The following is a 16,769-nucleotide window of genomic DNA, read 5'->3' on the forward strand; positions in this document are numbered from 1 at the left end:
AATAATGATACACTATTGACAAGCTGCTACTTTGGGAGGGGTGTTTCTATAGATGCTGATGAAGCAAAAACACCAAACTGTGTCATGAGAGCACGATCAAATCGATATAAAAGTAGGAGAGCTGGAGTTGTCAATCTGTAAAAGATCTTTTTTTATCCCGTGATTCGGCTTTAAAGTTCTGAATCTTCAAGAAAGTTTGCCGCCTTTTTGCTGATTAATCGAGAACAAAGGATGATACATATGAAAAGAATAGATAAAATCTACCATCAGCTGCTGGATAATTTTCGTGAAACGAATATCCATCAGCTTTTAAAGATACAAGGAAATTCGGCTCAAGAAATCGCCGGTCAGCTGCAAATGGAGCGTTCAAATGTCAGCTTTGAATTAAACAATCTCGTTCGTGCCAAAAAGGTGATCAAGATTAAAACGTTCCCCGTCCGCTACATCCCGGTGGAAATCGTTGAAAACATCTTGAACATCAAATGGAACTCAGAGTTGATGGAGGTTGAAGAACTGAAGCGGCTGGCTGACGGCCAAAAAAAGCCGGCGCGCAACATGTCCACCGATCCCCTCGAGCTCATGATCGGGGCTAAAGGGAGCCTGAAAAAGGCAATTTCTCAGGCGAAAGCGGCTGTCTTTTATCCACCGCACGGCTTGCACATGCTGCTGCTCGGGCCGACGGGTTCGGGGAAATCGCTGTTTGCGAACCGGATCTACCAGTTTGCCGTTTATTCGAACATATTGAAGCCCGATTCCCCGTTCATCACATTCAATTGTGCCGATTATTATAACAATCCTCAATTATTGCTCTCGCAATTGTTCGGACATAAAAAAGGGTCGTTTACAGGTGCCGGCGAAGACAAAGCAGGATTAGTCGAACAGGCGGACGGGGGCATTCTGTTTATGGATGAAATTCATCGTCTCCCGCCGGAGGGGCAGGAAATGCTGTTTTATTTCATTGACAGCGGCACATACAACAGGCTTGGTGAAACAGAGCATAAGCGAACGGCAAAAGTCCTGTTTATCTGCGCAACAACAGAAAACCCGAGTTCTGCCTTGCTGAAGACATTTTTACGGAGAATTCCGATGACCGTACATATCCCGTCGCTCGATGAACGGTCCCTTGGAGAAAGAGTGGAGCTGACAACGTTTTTATTGGGGAAAGAAGCAGAGCGGATCAAAAAAAACTTAAATGTGCATATCGATGTCTATAATGCATTGATTCATTCTGCAAAATTCGGAAATGTCGGGCAGCTGAAATCAAATGTGCAGCTCGTCTGTGCGCACGGATTTTTAAATAACCTTGACAAAGACGAGGTTGTTGAACTGACCGTCCGGGATCTTCCCGATGAGATCAAACAGGACTGGATGTCCAGCAGCAAAAATATCGAACGGAGCAAAATGATTTCTGAATACGTCAACATTACAACGATCATCTCTCCGATTGTGGAAGATGACACAACGAAAATCGATGACTCATTTAACTTATACCATCTCATAGAAGAAAAAGCGAAAATCCTGAATAAAGAAGGATTAACAAAAAAACAAATCAATCAATATATTTTAACGGATATTCATTTGCACGTCAGAAGCTTTTTTAATCAGAAAATGCTTCATAACCACAGTTTGCTCAAATTCATTGAAGACGACGTGATTCAGATGACGAAAGAATTAAAGGAAGTCGCGGAACATGAGTTAGACTGCAAATTCGACCGTAAATTCATCTATTTCCTGAGCATGCACATCGCCGCATTTTTAAAGCGCGGAAAGCAGGTTGATGTCTTAAACCCGCAGGAAACAGATGAAATCAGGGAAACCCATGTGAAAGAATATGAGGTCGCACTGATTTTCAAAGATAAAATTCAAGCGTATTTTAAAGTAACCGTTCCGGAAATCGAAGTGATCTACTTGACGATGCTGATTCAGTCGATTAAATCATGGAAAGAAAACAAAAGGACGGGCATTGTCGTGGCGGCCCATGGAAACAGCACGGCGAGCTCTATGGTTGAAGTAGCCACTGAACTGCTGGGGAGCACCCCGATTGCTGCGGTTGATATGCCTTTGACCGTTTCACCCGCGGAAATCGTCAGCAGTCTGGCGGAGAAAGTGAAGCAGGTTGATGAAGGTGAAGGCGTATTAATGCTTGTCGACATGGGATCGCTTGCGATGCTGGAAACAAGGCTCGAACAACAAACGGGCGTAAAAATAAAAACGATCAGCAATGTGACGACATCAATGGTGCTTGATGCCGTCCGCAAGGTGAATTATTTGAATTTGAATTTGCACGCCATCTACGATTCGGTTACAAAGGATTTCATCGATTTATGGGCCGATAAACCGCGGGTTTCAGGCAAAAAGAAGGCGATCGTCTCCATTTGCACGACAGGCGGCGGAACGGCGAAAAAGCTCGAAGAGATCTTAACATCAATCGTGAGCAGGACATCCGATGAACAAATCAGCATTTTGACGGTGTCATCGATCAAATTAGCAAGCCGCATAAAAGAGATTGAAAAAGCGTATGAGATCCTTGCCACGGTGGGCACGAAGAACCCTAAAATCGATGCTCCGCACGTGCCTTTAGAAGTATTGATTGAAGGCGAAGGAGAAAAAGTGATTCAGCAAGTGATCGGAAACGGCAATATCCCTGTGAGCGGCGGATTATCCGGTAAAAATGTGGTGGTGAAGGAGCTGTGCGAAGACAGCCTGAAGAAGTATCTTGTCTTTTTGAATCCCTATCATATGATAGACATGCTGTTGGAGTGGCTTCAGACGGTTCAAGACGAACTGCGCATCACATTCAGCAACGCGGTGCTGATCAAAGTCATCATGCATACCGCTTTTGCTTTTGAAAGGGTGATCAAACAAAATCCGATCGCTTTTCCTGAGGAAGAAGAAATGAATGATCAGCTTGTAAAAGTTCTTCACATCACAGAGAAAACATTAAAGCCTTACGAAGAAAAGCTTGGACTCGCGATCAGCGAAGATGAAAAAATATTTATCGCGTCCATCTTTTCTGAAGAGTTATAGCTGTTTTCCATGAGCGATTTATTCAGGTCAACCTGTATTAAGTGGAATCCCACTTTAATACAGGTTTATTTTTATGCTTGAATGTGTTTCAAACTTAAACATCATTCGTCTTGAAATACAGTGAAAGCGCTTAATACAACTTTGTTGGCACGATACTTGCATTATAAATAAGCGAACGAAAAAAGAAAGGAGCAATGTACATGATTACAGTCATTATCAGCGGCCATGGAAACTTTCCCACAGCATTAAAAGAATCTTCAGGGATGATATTCGGAGAAGAAGACAGCCTGATCGCGGTGCCGTTTCTGAAAGGGGAAGGCATTCAGACACTGCAAGAAAAATATCATCAGACGCTGAAGGACATTCCGGAGGAACACGAGGTGCTTTTTTTAGTGGATATTTTCGGCGGGACGCCATATAACGCAGCGACCCCTTACATCGCGAAGGAGCGGAGATTCGATATGGCAGCCGGCGTGAACCTGCCGATTTTGTTAGAGGCATTGAGCTTGAGGGAGCATATGCCGCTCAAACAACTGCTGAACCAGTTGAAAAAAATGAGCCGGGAATGCTTTCAAATCTGCAGCGAACAATTGGAAAAATTCAGTCAGTCCAATCAGCGAAGAGAGGATGAATTGTTATGAAAATCGTTTTAGCAAGAATTGATGACCGCTTTATTCACGGCCAAGTATTAACAAGATGGATCAAAATCCACGCCGCTGACCGGATTATCGTTGTCTCTGATGAGGTGGCGCAGGACGAGATGAGAAAAACGCTGATCCTTTCTGTCGCACCTTCAAATGTGAAAGCCAGCGCCGTTTCGATCTCCAAAATGGCCAAAGCGTTTCACAGTCCGCGGTACGAAGATACGACGGCAATGCTGTTATTCGAAAATCCGGGCGACATTGTTTCCTTAATCGAAGCAGGTGTTCCGATCGAAACAGTCAATGTCGGCGGGATGCGCTTCGAGAATAACCGCAGGCAAATCACGAAATCGGTCAGCGTGACTGAAAAGGACATCAAAGCGTTTGAACAATTGCACGGATTGGGCGTGAAGCTGGAACTGAGGCAGCTGCCGTCAGATTCGAGCGAAGACTTTATGCAGATTTTAAGAAACGCAACAAAATCCTAGAAGGAGGGTTCTAAAGCGATGTCAACAATTCAAATTATTTTGTTGCTCGTCATTGCAGCTATAACAGGTATCGGTAGTGTATTGGACGAAGGGCAGACACACCGTCCCCTGATTGCCTGCACGTTGGTCGGCCTTGTTCTCGGGGATCTGAAAACAGGCATCATTCTCGGCGGAACGCTGGAGCTGATGGCGCTTGGCTGGATGAACGTCGGTCTTGCAATGGCCCCTGATACGGCTATCGCTTCCGTGATTTCGACCATTTTAGTGATTACCGCCGATCAGGGAGTCGGCGAAGGGATTGCCGTCGCGGTTGCTTTGGCTGCTGCGGGTCAGGCGCTGACGATTTTCGTCAGGACGATCACCGTATTTTTAATTCACCGCGCCGACAAATACGCAAAGGATGGCAATTTTAAAGGAATTGAAATCATGCATATAACCGCCATGGCGTTTCAGGCGCTGCGCGTTATGATTCCGACATTGATTGTGGCTCTGATCAGTGTCAGCGCTGTTCAGGCGTTTTTAGGAAATATTCCGGACGTCATTACAAAAGGCTTGCAAATCGGCGGAGGCATTATCGTTGTTGTCGGGTACGCGATGGTCATCAACATGATGAACATTCCGTATTTGAAGCCGTTTTTCTATATCGGTTTTTTGCTGGCTGCGTTTACCGATTTCAATTTAGTCGGCTTCGGTGCCCTTGGGCTCTGTCTGGCATTTTTATATCAGCAAGTGATGCAAAAAAATCATGCACAGGGGGCGGTTGCCGCCGCCAGTGACAGCACCGTTGCCGCTTTTGATGATGACGATGATCTGGATGCTTAACAATTGAAGGAGGGACGAATAATGGGCACAGAAAAAAGGTTAACAAAAAGAGAGATTTTCAGTATGTTTATCCGCTCAAACTTTTTGCTCGGATCATTTAACTTTGAGCGTGTACAGGCGCTCGGCTACTGCTACGTCATGATTCCGGCGATCAAAAAATTGTACGGTCCGGGAGCGAAACGGAGCGAAGCGCTCCAGCGCCACTTGGAATGGTTTAATACGCATCCGTGGCTGACAGCGCCGATATTCGGCGTGACCGCTGCGATGGAAGAAGAAATGGCCAACAATAAAAAGATTGATGCCAAAGCGATTAATGGAATGAAAATCGGCTTAATGGGCCCGTTGGCAGGTGTGGGCGACCCGATTTTCTGGGGGACGTTGCGTCCCGTTCTGGCAGCCTTGGGAGCGTCGCTTGCTTTAAGCGGAAATATCGCCGGCCCGCTTTTGTTTTTCTTTTTAATCAACGCGATCAGGTTAAGTACAAAATACTACGGGTTAAAGTACGGCTATGTGAAAGGCATGGAAATTTTGCAGGACTTGGTCGGGAACCGCATTCAGAAACTGACGGAAGGCGCTTCAATACTCGGGCTGTTTGTAATGGGAGCGCTCGTTTCCAAGTGGACGACGATCAATATCCCGATCGTCGTGTCAAGAATTAAGGATGATGCAGGCAAAGTCGATGTGCAGACCGTGCAAAACATTTTAGACAGCATCATGCCGGGGGTACTGCCTTTAGGATTGACATTGCTCGCTGCCTGGATGCTTCGCAAAGGAGTGAATCCTCTTCTCATGATTTTCGGTATTTTTATTATCGGGATTGTCGGCTATTGGACTGGTTTTTTGGCATAAAATGACTTAGTTGTTCTTTTCTTGGCTTTTGGAGAGGCAGGTCCATTCGGCCGCAAAAAGGGGGCGGCTGTTTGGACCGTCACTAAAAACCGTGTGAAGAAGAGGGGAGAAAAGGGATGAAAAAGAGAATGATTCAGATGGGGATCATAGGGGCCATGATGTTTCCGGAAGCGTTTTCTGCAGCTGCGGCCGACCCGGACTACTATAACGAGGATCATCGGCCCAAGTATCATTTCACTCCGGAAGCAAACTGGATGAATGACCCGAACGGGATGGTGTATTACGCGGGGGAATATCATCTGTTTTATCAATATCATCCGTATGGCCTGCGCTGGGGGCCGATGCACTGGGGGCACGCAGTAAGCAAAGATTTGGTCAAGTGGGAGCATTTGCCGGTCGCGCTGTATCCGGATGAAAAAGGGACGATTTTTTCGGGCAGCGCTGTCGTCGATCGGCATAATACAACAGGGTTTCAAACAGGGACGGAGAAGCCGCTCGTTGCCATTTATACGCAGGACCGGGACGGGGAACAAGTACAAAGCATCGCCTACAGCAATGACAAAGGCAGGACGTGGACGAAGTACTCAGGCAACCCTGTCATTCCAAATCCGGGAAAAAGAGATTTCCGAGATCCGAAAGTCGTTTGGCACAAACAGACGAACAAGTGGGTGATGTTGCTTGCAGGTGGCGACCGAATTCTAATCTATACATCGCCTGACCTGAAGCAGTGGACATATGCGAGCGAATTTGGAAAAGGAGAAGGCAGCCATGGAGGCGTGTGGGAATGTCCGGATCTGTTTGAGCTTCCTGTAGAGGGCAGACCGAATGAAACGAAATGGGTGATGCAAGTCAGTGTTGGAGACGGCGCTGTCTCAGGAGGATCAGGCATGCAATATTTCGTCGGAAGCTTTGACGGAACAACCTTTAAAAATGAAAACCCGCCGAATCGCGTATTATGGACAGATTACGGCAAAGACTTTTACGCAGCTGTCAGCTGGTCTGATATCCCGCAGTCAGACGGACGAAGGCTTTGGTTAGGGTGGATGAGCAATTGGCAATACGCAAACGATGTTCCCACTTCCCCGTGGAGAAGCGCAATGTCTATCCCGAGAGAACTAAAATTGAAAGCGTTTTCCGAGGGGTTCAGAATTGTTCAGGCTCCGGTAGCGGAGCTGAAGTCGATCAGGGGTGCATCGCAAAGGTGGAAAGACAAGATCATTTCGCCTCGAAACAGAAATTTTTTGAAAGCGCTGTCAGGTGATGCGTACGAAATCAATGCGGAATTTCAAGTAAATACCGGAACTGCGGCCGAATTCGGCTTTAAAGTCCGAACAGGGGAAAACCAATATACGAAAATCGGATACAGCAAAAACAGCGCTTCCCTCTTCGTCGACCGAAGCCAATCCGGAAACGTCTCCTTTCATCCGAACTTTAACACCGGAAAGCATGCGGCCCCGCTGCAACCGGTCGGTGGGAAGGTGAAGATGCGCATTTATGTCGACCGCTCTTCAGTCGAAGTATTCGGCAACGACGGAAGGCAGGTGATCACCGACATTATTCTGCCGGACCGATCCAGCAAAGGGGTTGAAGCGTACGCATCAAACGGGTTTGTCAAGCTGAATTCGATGACGGTTCATCCTCTGAAAAAAGTATGGGGAACATCGCCCTTTCAATCGAATTTGACCGGCTGGACGACCGTAAACGGCGTATGGGCCGACACGATTGATGGAAAACAAGGACGCTCTGACGGGGATTCGTTCATTTTATCTTCAGCAAAAGGAACAGATTTCACATATGAAGCAGATGTCACGGTAAAGGATGGAAATGGCAGAGGGGCGGGTGCTCTCGTGTTTCGGGCCGACAAGGATGTTCAAAACGGATACCTTGCCAATGTGGATGCCAAGCATGATGTGGTGAAGTTTTTCAAATTTGAAAACGGCTCGGCCTCTGTTATTGCCGAACACCGCACACCGCTAGAAGCCGGCCGGAAATATCACCTGAAGGCGGTGGCCCGCGGTTCCAACTTTTATATTTACTTGGATGACCGATTGGTGATAAGCGCCCGGGATTCCACGTTTACCGAGGGAGTATTCGGCTTGAATGCATGGGATGCGACCGCAGTCTTCCAACATGTTTATGCTGATCGATAACGATGAAGCTGGAATGCCGGGCATTCCAGCCTTTCATTTAAAAGACGCTGCGGACCAATCCGCCGTCCGCCCGCAAGGCTGCACCATTGATCGGCGAGGAAAGCGGACTGCTTAAAAAGGTGACAAAGTGCGCGATTTCTTCCGGCCGAATCAGCCTTTGTATGATAGAGGTCGGCCGGTTTTCTTTCATAAACCGCCTTTCCGCTTCTTCGACCGTCAGGTTTTCATCCGGATAAAGAGTCTTCAGCATCGTTTCAACGCCTTCGGTTAAGGTTGAGCCCGGCATAACGGTATTGACAGTCACATTTGTACCCGTAGCAAGCTCTGCCAAGCTCCGGGAAATCGAAAGCTGCATCGTTTTTGTTGCGCTGTAATGCGCCATTTCCTGTGACGGCATAACCGCAGCTTCGCTCGCAATAAAAATGACCCGGCCTTCTTTTTTCTCGATCATGCTTTGCAAATATCTCCGCGAGAGCCTTACTCCGCTCATAATATTCACTTCGAAAAAGCGGAACCAATCCTCATCCGGAATCTCAAAATATTCCGCCGGCTCAAAAATTCCTAAATTATTAATGAGAATATCAACATGCGGGAACGCTGCTATTAGGTCTTGACACCCTTTCTCAGTGCCAAGATCATAAGGGGCTGGATGAAGAACAGCCTCGGGGAATTGGCCTTTCAATTCGTCTATTATTTGATTGACCTTGTCTTGTCGGCGTCCGTTAATGATGACAGACGCACCTTCTTTCGCAAGTGAAGCGGCAATCGCTTTGCCGATTCCGGACGTTGATCCGGTCACCAATGCTGTTTTTCCTCGTAAGTTCAGGTTCATCATGGATCCCTCCGTTTTCTTTTCAGTATAAACAGAACAATGTCATACAAAACATCATTCATGATTATGGAACAGAAGAACCCGAAACGGAAGTACGCACTTTAAAGTTATATAGGCACTTTTTTGTGCCCGTCAGTTTAAAGAGGGGACCGTTTGTTTGACCAGGCAAAAAAGCATCAAAAATCCGCCGTCTGTAAACGGCGGGCTTACTGTTTATGGGGAATTCAATCATAGCAAGTAACGGTGATGTATGTATCGTTCCCTTTAAACAGGACGAGTTCTGCTTTTTTATTCGCACCATCTGTAAAATCGCTGACATCGATCACCGGACTGTTGCTTTTTGGTCCGACGTAGATATTTTTTCTTGCGATTTCGGGCGTGCTTCCCGCCCCGTCAACTTCATACAGAGTAAAAGTAAAGCCATAAAAGCTGTTGTTGTGAAAATAAAATTTCCCTCCGCCTGATTTAATGATCGGAGTCTGCGATGTCATGCCGTATGTGCCGATATTATCCCATACACCGGCACCTGCTGCAGACGCAGAAGAAAAAGGCAAAAGCAAACACGCCAAAGTGAGCAGTAAGGCACCGATTTTGCTGAATTTCATGATTGGTCCTCCTTTTTAGTCACTACACTGGGGATTGTATCATTCATCACAGATGAAAGAATGAGGCATTGTTCCCTGAAAAATCGGGTTTATCTTTTTCATATGATGCACTTTTTGCGAACGGCATCTATAAATTGTGCTTTTATTAAGAAAAAAGGCCGATCATGGTGCTGCGGCGCTGTAACAAATGAAGCTGATATCCCATGAAGGCCTCCGCGGTTTTTCGAGTTTTTTTCTTTTGAAATTGAAATAGACACTGCTAATGATTGACAACATTTTCAAACTGACTTAAACTTAGTTTGATGATTAAACTAAGTGTGTGCATAAGGAGTGGATGAAAGAGGGAGATCATTTTTATGAGCTGATTATAAGCAACCTTTGAAATCTGATTTTTATGAAAATTTCAAAATGGAGGTGATAAGATCACATAAACCTACAATCTTGAAGAGAATTCGTGGTTGACGAGAGAAGCATCTGTCTCACTTCTGCTGAAAGCCGCTTGCCAGGTTTAATGTATACGCTTTCATGAAAACTTATTTTAAAGCCGCTTTGAAAGGCTGTGAAGGAGGTAAGAATCATGACGGGTGAACATGTAAAACAAGTTAGTATGTATGAGAAATCCGGTTATGCTTCTGGAGATTTAGCATGTAATTTAATTTACACCACGGTTTCTACATATCTTTTATTTTTCTATACGGATGTTTATGGTTTATCAGCCGCTGCCGCTGGAACAATGTTTCTGATTGTTCGAATCATTGATGCGCTTGCCGATCCTTTTATCGGAACATTAGTAGACCGAACAAACAGCAGATTCGGAAGGTTTAGGCCGTATCTGCTGTTCGGCGCGTTTCCGCTTTCTGTACTTGCCATCCTCTGTTTTACAACCCCGGATTTTTCAGATACCGGAAAATTAATCTACGCCTATATCACGTATGTCGGTTTATCGCTCACATATACAGCGATAAATGTTCCATACGGCGCATTAACCTCCGCGATGACGAGAGATAATCAAGAGGTCGTCAGCATTACTTCTGTTCGGATGGTCTTTGCCAATCTTGGCGGACTCATCGTATCTTTTTTTGTTCCTTTACTTTCTACTTATTTAGGTGATACGACAGGAAACACGGCTCTTGGCTGGCAACTGACGATGAGCATGCTGGGGATCATTGGCGCCTGTCTATTAATCTTTTGTTTTAAAAGTACAAAAGAACGGGTCGCTCTGCCAATGTCCGAAGAAAAAATTAAATTTTCTGATATATTCGAGCAATTTCGGGTGAATCGTCCGTTAGTCGTTTTAAGCATTTTCTTTATCATTATTTTTGGCGTCAACTCGATAAGCAATTCCGTCGGCATTTACTACATGACGTACAATGTAGGCAGAGCTGATCTTGTGAAATGGTACGGCTTGCTTGGAAGCCTTCCTGCATTGGCCATCCTGCCGTTTATCCCCCGAATCAATAAGTGGCTGGGAAAGAGAAAGCTATTAAATGCCGCTTTATTATTAAATATCATTGGACTTTTGGCCATTCTCATTGTTCCGCCAAGCAATGTGTTTCTGGTGCTCTTCTTTCGGGTCATTGCCGCAGTTGGAAGCGTGACGGCCGGGGGATATATGTGGGCGCTTATCCCTGAAACAATCGAATATGGCGAATATAAGACAGGGAAACGCTTGAGTGGATTGATTTATGCGATTATCGGCTTTTTTTTCAAGTTTGGCATGGCACTCGGCGGAATCGTTCCGGGACTCATACTGGAAAAGTTCGGCTATGCCGCAGGTCAGGTCCAAACTCCTGAAGCGTTGACAGGGATATTATTAACGACAACTGTAGTTCCGGTTATTTTCCTTATATTAGCTATGATCGACATTAATTTTTACAATTTAAGCGATGAAAAATATGCAAAAGTCGTCCGTGAATTAGAGAATAGAGACAAAGTGACTTGGACGATATGAATGAATTTGAGCGGGAATAGCCATTAGCCGGCTTATACTTTAAAACCGTTAGGAGGAATGAAGATGAAGATTATCAATCCGGTGCTTAATGGTTTTAACCCGGATCCATCCATATGCAGAGTAGGGGAGGATTATTATATCGCAGTATCCACCTTCGAATGGTTTCCAGGCGTGCAAATCCATCATTCAAAAGATTTGGTGAATTGGCGTTTAGTTGCACATCCGTTGCAGAGGGTTTCACAATTGGATATGAAAGGGAATCCCGACTCAGGCGGTGTATGGGCGCCTTGTCTAAGTTACAGTGAAGGAAGGTTTTGGCTTATATATACAGATGTAAAAGTTGTGGATGGAGCCTGGAAAGACTGTCATAACTATTTAGTTACTTGCGAAACCGTCGATGGGGATTGGGGGGAGCCGATTCAACTAAATAGTTCCGGCTTTGATGCTTCATTGTACCATGATGCAGACGGAAGAAAATATTTGTTAAATATGCTGTGGGATCACCGGACCGGCCGCCATTCATTCGGAGGCATTGTGATGCAGGAATTTTCCGTGCGCGAAAAAAGACTTATCCATCATCCGAAAATCATTTTTGAAGGCACAGATATTAAACTGACTGAAGCGCCGCACCTTTATCATATCGGGGATTATTACTATTTATTGACGGCGGAAGGCGGAACCCGTTTCGAGCATGCCGCTACAATTGCCCGTTCAAAACATATCGAAGGACCATATGAAATTCACCCCGATAATCCAATTTTAACGTCTTGGCACGAACCTCGGAATCCGTTGCAGAAATGCGGACATGCATCAATTGTGGAAACGCATACAGGCGAGTGGTATTTAGCTCATTTAACCGGGCGTCCGATTCATCCTGCTGATGACTCGGTTATTCACCAAAGAGGATATTGTCCTTTGGGAAGAGAAACCGCGATTCAAAAATTGGAGTGGAAAGACGGCTGGCCTTATGTTGTAGGCGGAAAAGAGGGGAGGGTGGAGGTGGAAGCGCCCCGCATATCTGAAACCAAGTTTCCATCGACATATGAGGAAGTCGATCAATTTGCTGATCGGACATTAAATATGAACTTTCAGACATTGCGGATTCCCTTTACGAAAGAATTAGGATCATTGACTGAAAGGCCGAATCATTTACGTTTATATGGACATGAATCACTAACCTCCACATTTACCCAGGCGTTTGTAGCCAGGCGTTGGCAAAGCCTCCGTTTTACAGCGGAAACTGCTGTTGATTTCAACCCGGAGACCTTTCAGCAAGCCGCGGGACTCGTGAATTACTACAACACCGAAAACTGGACGGCTCTTCAAGTGACTTATGATGAAGACCTTGGGCGCATTTTGGATGTAACGATATGCGATAATTTTACATTCTCACAGCCGATAAAAGACAAAATTGTCATCCCGCGGGACATACAATATGTTTATTTAAGAGTAAATGTCGAAAGGGAAACATATTATTACTCCTATTCTTTTAATAAAAAAGACTGGTATAAAATTGAGATCCCGTTGGAATCTAAAAAATTGTCAGATGATTATGTGCGCGGAGGAGGATTCTTCACCGGAGCTTTTGTGGGAATGCAATGCCAAGATACAAGCGGGGCACATCAACATGCCGATTTTGATTACTTTATGTACAAAGAGCTATGAGTCAAAAAAACAGCGCCCCCGACAATCGGGGGCGGTTCAAATTCGCTATCCTCCCTCCCCGTTTTAATGCCTCTTTCCTCCCTCGGTGCATTTAAAAGTTGTCATCCTCGCTCGCTTTACGGGTAAGTGAAACCCAAAAGGAGCAGATGCATGATGAAACCTTTCAAATTAAACTTCATTACTAAACAATGATTCCAGAAGGTGTTCATTAATGAACATCCATCGCTTAATTGCCGATTGAATTTGAAAGTTGCCCCAACTTATATTAAACACATGATCATTAGTTGATGAGTGTTCAGAATGGCGAAGGAGGTTTTGCGATGAAGCAATCCGTTTGATTTTTCCAGCGAGCCATCCTCAAAGCTCCATGTCGCTTTCTCTCGCGTGGAAACAACCAAAACATTTGATCAAACGGCAGGAAAACGAACTACTGCGCATGCTTGAACAGGGCTGAAAGCTTTATATTTACGGAGACGGGCTAGAAGAAAAGTTATGGCGAAAACGAGCTCCTCCAAAGGCAAAGCATAAATGGGAGAGGCCGTTCGGCCGAACCCTGTCGATCGAATTTAGCGGAATGAAGCTTTTGGCATCATGAAATCAATACAATGTGTGGTTTAATATGTTAATGTAGGTTTATATTAACAATTCTTGGAGATGGAGGTTGTAAAAATGTCATCAAAACATCAGAAAAGCTCTACCATATTATCTGAAGAAGAACTATCTTCTGCTGCATTTAAACATAATGCGTACGATTTTTACAAAAACACACGCGGCTCGCGTCCTGTTTATCCCGTATCCATGGGAGATCTGGGCGAAGGCTGGCTCATTACGAGGTACGATGATGCGGTCCGTATATTAAAGGATGCAAGAATGAAGAAAAATTACGAAAATGTGTTTACAGAAGAAGAATTAGAGAACTTCTCCGCTCTGGAAAATGAAGAACCTTTATCAAAGCATATGCTCAACGCAGATCCTCCCAACCACGGCCGTTTGCGGTCCCTTGTTCAGAAAGCATTTACTCCCCGAATGGTTTTACAGCTCGAAAACAGAATCCAAAAAATCGCCGATTCCTTATTGGATCAAGTAGAACCGAACCATTCTATGAATCTTGTAGACGACTTCGCTTTCCCGCTGCCGATCATTGTCATCAGCGAGATGCTTGGTATTCCGCTTGAAGATCGGCAAAAATTCAGAGTTTGGTCCCAGGCAATAATTGATTTTTCCGACACTCCTGAAAGCCTTGAGGAAAACAAGCATAAAATAGGCGAATTCGCTGAATACCTGGAATATTTGGTCCGCAAAAAAAGGGACGAGCCGGCTGAGGATTTAGTCAGTGCATTAATTCAGGCAGAAAGCGAAGGAACGAAATTAAGCATAGAAGAGCTGTATTCGACGATTATGCTTCTTATCGTTGCAGGCCATGAAACGACGGTAAACTTAATAACTAATATGACCTTTGCCTTGCTGAACCACACTGATCAGCTGGAAAAGCTTCGTCAACATCCTGATCTAATCGACTCAGCCATTGAAGAGGCGCTCAGATTTTACAGTCCAGTGGAATTAACGACCCTGCGCTGGGCGGCCGAACCGTTTACATTGCACGGGGAGGAGATTAAGCGAAAAGATGTGATCATCATTTCATTAGCTTCAGCCAACCGCGATGACACAGTCTTCCCGAATGCCGACCGCTTTGATATTGAAAGAAAGGATAACCGCCACCTTGCCTTTGGCCATGGCAGCCATTTTTGCCTCGGCGCACCGCTTGCCCGACTTGAAGCCAAAATCGCTATTCAAACCTTGCTGCGCCGCTTTGAACATATAGAGATCAAAGGTGAAAGGGAGCAGATCAAATGGAAAGGCAATTTTCTGATGAGAGCTTTAGAAGAACTGCCATTATGTTTTTAAATGGTTGGATTTGCCGTCAGCCGTGACTTGTTATCTGTCATTTCGGCCGAAGAAAAAGCAGACGTCCATCTATCACAGGGCTCATAAAAATCGTACTCCCCAATATGACGGGGAGTACTCTTCTTGCCGGCTTAATCGTCTATTTCTTTTTCAGTCGCTTTTGCGAATGCATCCTCTCATCTTTTCCACGCAGGTTTACAGCACCTCGACAATAAAAACCTTTAATTTTCTCATTGATTTTAATATTTGTAAATTTCTTGTTTCTGTTTATAATTAGAAACATATGTTCATGTTCCGCCGCCTTAAAACTGCTTAGCAGATGGGCATTCCCGGAATGTTCCATGAGACCGTTTTAAAATATACCGGCGAAAGAAGAAAGGTGTTTTTAAACTTGAGAGGATTCATCAAATGGACAGGGGTGGCGATTCTGTGTATCGGCTTGTTCGCCTGTACTTCCAACAAGAATGCTGAAAATGTTCATTACGCAAAAGACGACAGACAAACATTGGATATTTATACACCGCAAACAAACGAGGGTAAAAAACATCCTGTTCTCATCTACCTTCACGGCGGAGGATGGACAAGCGGAGACAAAAGCAGAGCGGCTTCGAAGCCGGCGTTTTTCACGGAAAACGGCTATGTTTTCGTATCTGTCAACTATCGGCTTCATCCCGATGTTCAGTATGATGAGATGGCTGATGATGCGGCTAAGGCCGTTAAATGGGTGATGGATCATGCTGATGAATATCAAATCGATCCGTCAAAAATCAACGTCATGGGACACTCGGCAGGGGGACACTTGGCCGGATTAATTGCCGCAGATTCAACATATTTAAATCGTGTCGGCCTCACGCCGGCCGCACTCAATTCGATTGTTGTTTTAGATGGCCCCTTGGATATGAAACGATTCATCGAAGCGATCCCGTCTTATAAAGAAGTGTTTGGCACAGACGAAAAGGTGTGGACAAAAGCATCGCCGCTTTCCTACATAAACAACTCAAAATTGCCCCCGGCCTATCTTGTGACCCGCTGGGAAGACCCTGCGGTCTACAAATTCGCGGAAACCGTAAACAAAGCGAAAGCAACGGATTTTGTTTATCAAGTCAACAGCTTATCTCACAGTGATTTAAATAAGATGTTCGGCTCTCCGGATGCGCCGGCAGAAGCACAGAATCTGACAAAAGCGGTTATGGCGTTTTTAGAGAAGGAAAATAAATAAGTGTAAATGGATTTCGGTCAAGTTCATAAGCGCTTAAAAGATTAGAAGAGAGAGGCTGGATTTTAGGATCTGTCCTCTCTATTGAATTTTCTTTTTTCTTTGCAATGTTTTCCGCCTTTAATTTTGATATTTACTTTTAAATGAGGGAGAGATAGAAAAATGAGCACGCGGAAAATTGGTGCAATTATAATTGGTATTGCTACTCTCATCGCAATAGCTTACACAACTTACAAAATGATGTCAGGAAAAGATGTGGGTTTCAATGAAATTATAACGATATCGATATTTTTCATGATGTTTTTTTCTGTAATGGCTAGGGAGGATAAGAAGGAAGAAGATCAAAGTGATGAACTTGATCAAAAAGTTCTCGAGAAAAGCTCGAAAATCAGTTATTTTATTCTGTTATTTGCGATATTGTTAGCTGTGTTTGCTGATCAATTAGTGAACGGAACCATTAATATATTTTTGTTAGCTGTGTTAAGCTTGGGAATGGTTATATTTCCTGTCGTTGAATATCTGGTTGCTAAGAAGCGTTAATTTATTAAACCAAAAGAGCTGTCAATACAGCTCTTTTTCATATTTAAGAGTTTACGGAAAGATTATATGATACCCATG

At 44.6% G+C, this 16,769-nt stretch carries 12 protein-coding genes and 1 pseudogene; 11 read left to right on the forward strand and 2 right to left on the reverse strand.

Translation table 11 applies throughout. The features are described 5' to 3' along the window. Positions 1-240: 240 nt before the first annotated feature. The 6 genes from QMZ64_RS03960 to QMZ64_RS03985 all read left to right on the forward strand — a co-directional run bounded on the left by QMZ64_RS03960 (position 241) and on the right by QMZ64_RS03985 (position 7,977). Positions 241-3,027 carry a sigma-54-dependent transcriptional regulator gene (locus tag QMZ64_RS03960; RefSeq protein WP_265626159.1) on the forward strand — a complete coding sequence of 929 codons (2,787 nt, stop codon included), beginning with the start codon at positions 241-243 and terminating at the stop codon, positions 3,025-3,027. A gap of 200 nt (positions 3,028-3,227) precedes the next feature. Then, complete coding sequence (locus tag QMZ64_RS03965; RefSeq protein WP_265626161.1) at positions 3,228-3,668, forward strand: mannose/fructose/sorbose PTS transporter subunit IIA; 441 nt, start codon at positions 3,228-3,230, stop codon at positions 3,666-3,668. Further along, positions 3,665-4,156: a PTS sugar transporter subunit IIB gene (locus QMZ64_RS03970; protein ID WP_075752143.1), complete on the forward strand. Its 492-nt coding sequence runs from the start codon at positions 3,665-3,667 to the stop codon at positions 4,154-4,156. Before QMZ64_RS03965 ends, QMZ64_RS03970 begins: the two co-directional genes overlap by 4 nt. An 18-nt stretch (positions 4,157-4,174) precedes the next feature. Further along, complete coding sequence (locus QMZ64_RS03975) at positions 4,175-4,978, forward strand: PTS mannose/fructose/sorbose transporter subunit IIC (RefSeq protein ID WP_265626165.1); 804 nt, start codon at positions 4,175-4,177, stop codon at positions 4,976-4,978. A gap of 21 nt (positions 4,979-4,999) precedes the next feature. Then, a complete protein-coding gene (locus QMZ64_RS03980) occupies positions 5,000-5,827 on the forward strand; it encodes a PTS system mannose/fructose/sorbose family transporter subunit IID (protein WP_165427659.1) in 828 nt (275 codons plus the stop codon). Between the two features lie 116 nt (positions 5,828-5,943). Further along, positions 5,944-7,977 (forward strand): glycoside hydrolase family 32 protein, encoded by a 2,034-nt coding sequence (locus QMZ64_RS03985; protein ID WP_265626166.1) that lies wholly within the window; start codon positions 5,944-5,946, stop codon positions 7,975-7,977. A 37-nt stretch (positions 7,978-8,014) separates the two neighbouring features. On the opposite strand, the gene QMZ64_RS03990 is transcribed toward QMZ64_RS03985, so the two are convergent. Together QMZ64_RS03990 and QMZ64_RS03995 are read right to left on the reverse strand one after the other, a co-directional pair. Then, on the reverse strand, positions 8,015-8,809 hold the full coding sequence (locus QMZ64_RS03990; protein ID WP_025811081.1) for an SDR family NAD(P)-dependent oxidoreductase: 795 nt from the start codon (positions 8,807-8,809) through the stop codon (positions 8,015-8,017). Positions 8,810-9,033: 224 nt separating this feature from the next. After that, positions 9,034-9,414: a hypothetical protein gene (locus QMZ64_RS03995; protein WP_165427657.1), complete on the reverse strand. Its 381-nt coding sequence runs from the start codon at positions 9,412-9,414 to the stop codon at positions 9,034-9,036. Positions 9,415-9,991: 577 nt separating this feature from the next. Here QMZ64_RS03995 and QMZ64_RS04000 point away from each other — a divergent pair. The 5 genes and pseudogenes from QMZ64_RS04000 (at position 9,992) to QMZ64_RS04020 (ending at position 16,691) form a co-directional block, all read left to right on the forward strand. Further along, a pseudogene (locus QMZ64_RS04000) lies at positions 9,992-11,385 on the forward strand (MFS transporter). A 43-nt stretch (positions 11,386-11,428) separates the two neighbouring features. Continuing rightward, positions 11,429-13,030, forward strand: a complete 1,602-nt coding sequence (gene xynB / locus QMZ64_RS04005; protein WP_265626167.1) for a xylan 1,4-beta-xylosidase — start codon at positions 11,429-11,431, stop codon at positions 13,028-13,030. Between the two features lie 669 nt (positions 13,031-13,699). Further along, positions 13,700-14,935 carry a cytochrome P450 family protein gene (locus QMZ64_RS04010; protein ID WP_265626169.1) on the forward strand — a complete coding sequence of 412 codons (1,236 nt, stop codon included), beginning with the start codon at positions 13,700-13,702 and terminating at the stop codon, positions 14,933-14,935. Between the two features lie 391 nt (positions 14,936-15,326). Then, positions 15,327-16,154 (forward strand): alpha/beta hydrolase, encoded by an 828-nt coding sequence (locus tag QMZ64_RS04015; protein ID WP_265626170.1) that lies wholly within the window; start codon positions 15,327-15,329, stop codon positions 16,152-16,154. A 159-nt stretch (positions 16,155-16,313) separates the two neighbouring features. Continuing rightward, positions 16,314-16,691, forward strand: a complete 378-nt coding sequence (locus tag QMZ64_RS04020; protein ID WP_025811084.1) for a hypothetical protein — start codon at positions 16,314-16,316, stop codon at positions 16,689-16,691. Positions 16,692-16,769 lie beyond the last annotated feature (78 nt).

It is taken from the genome of Bacillus sp. LB7, assembly GCF_030449715.1.
GTDB lineage: Bacteria > Bacillota > Bacilli > Bacillales > Bacillaceae > Bacillus > Bacillus paralicheniformis.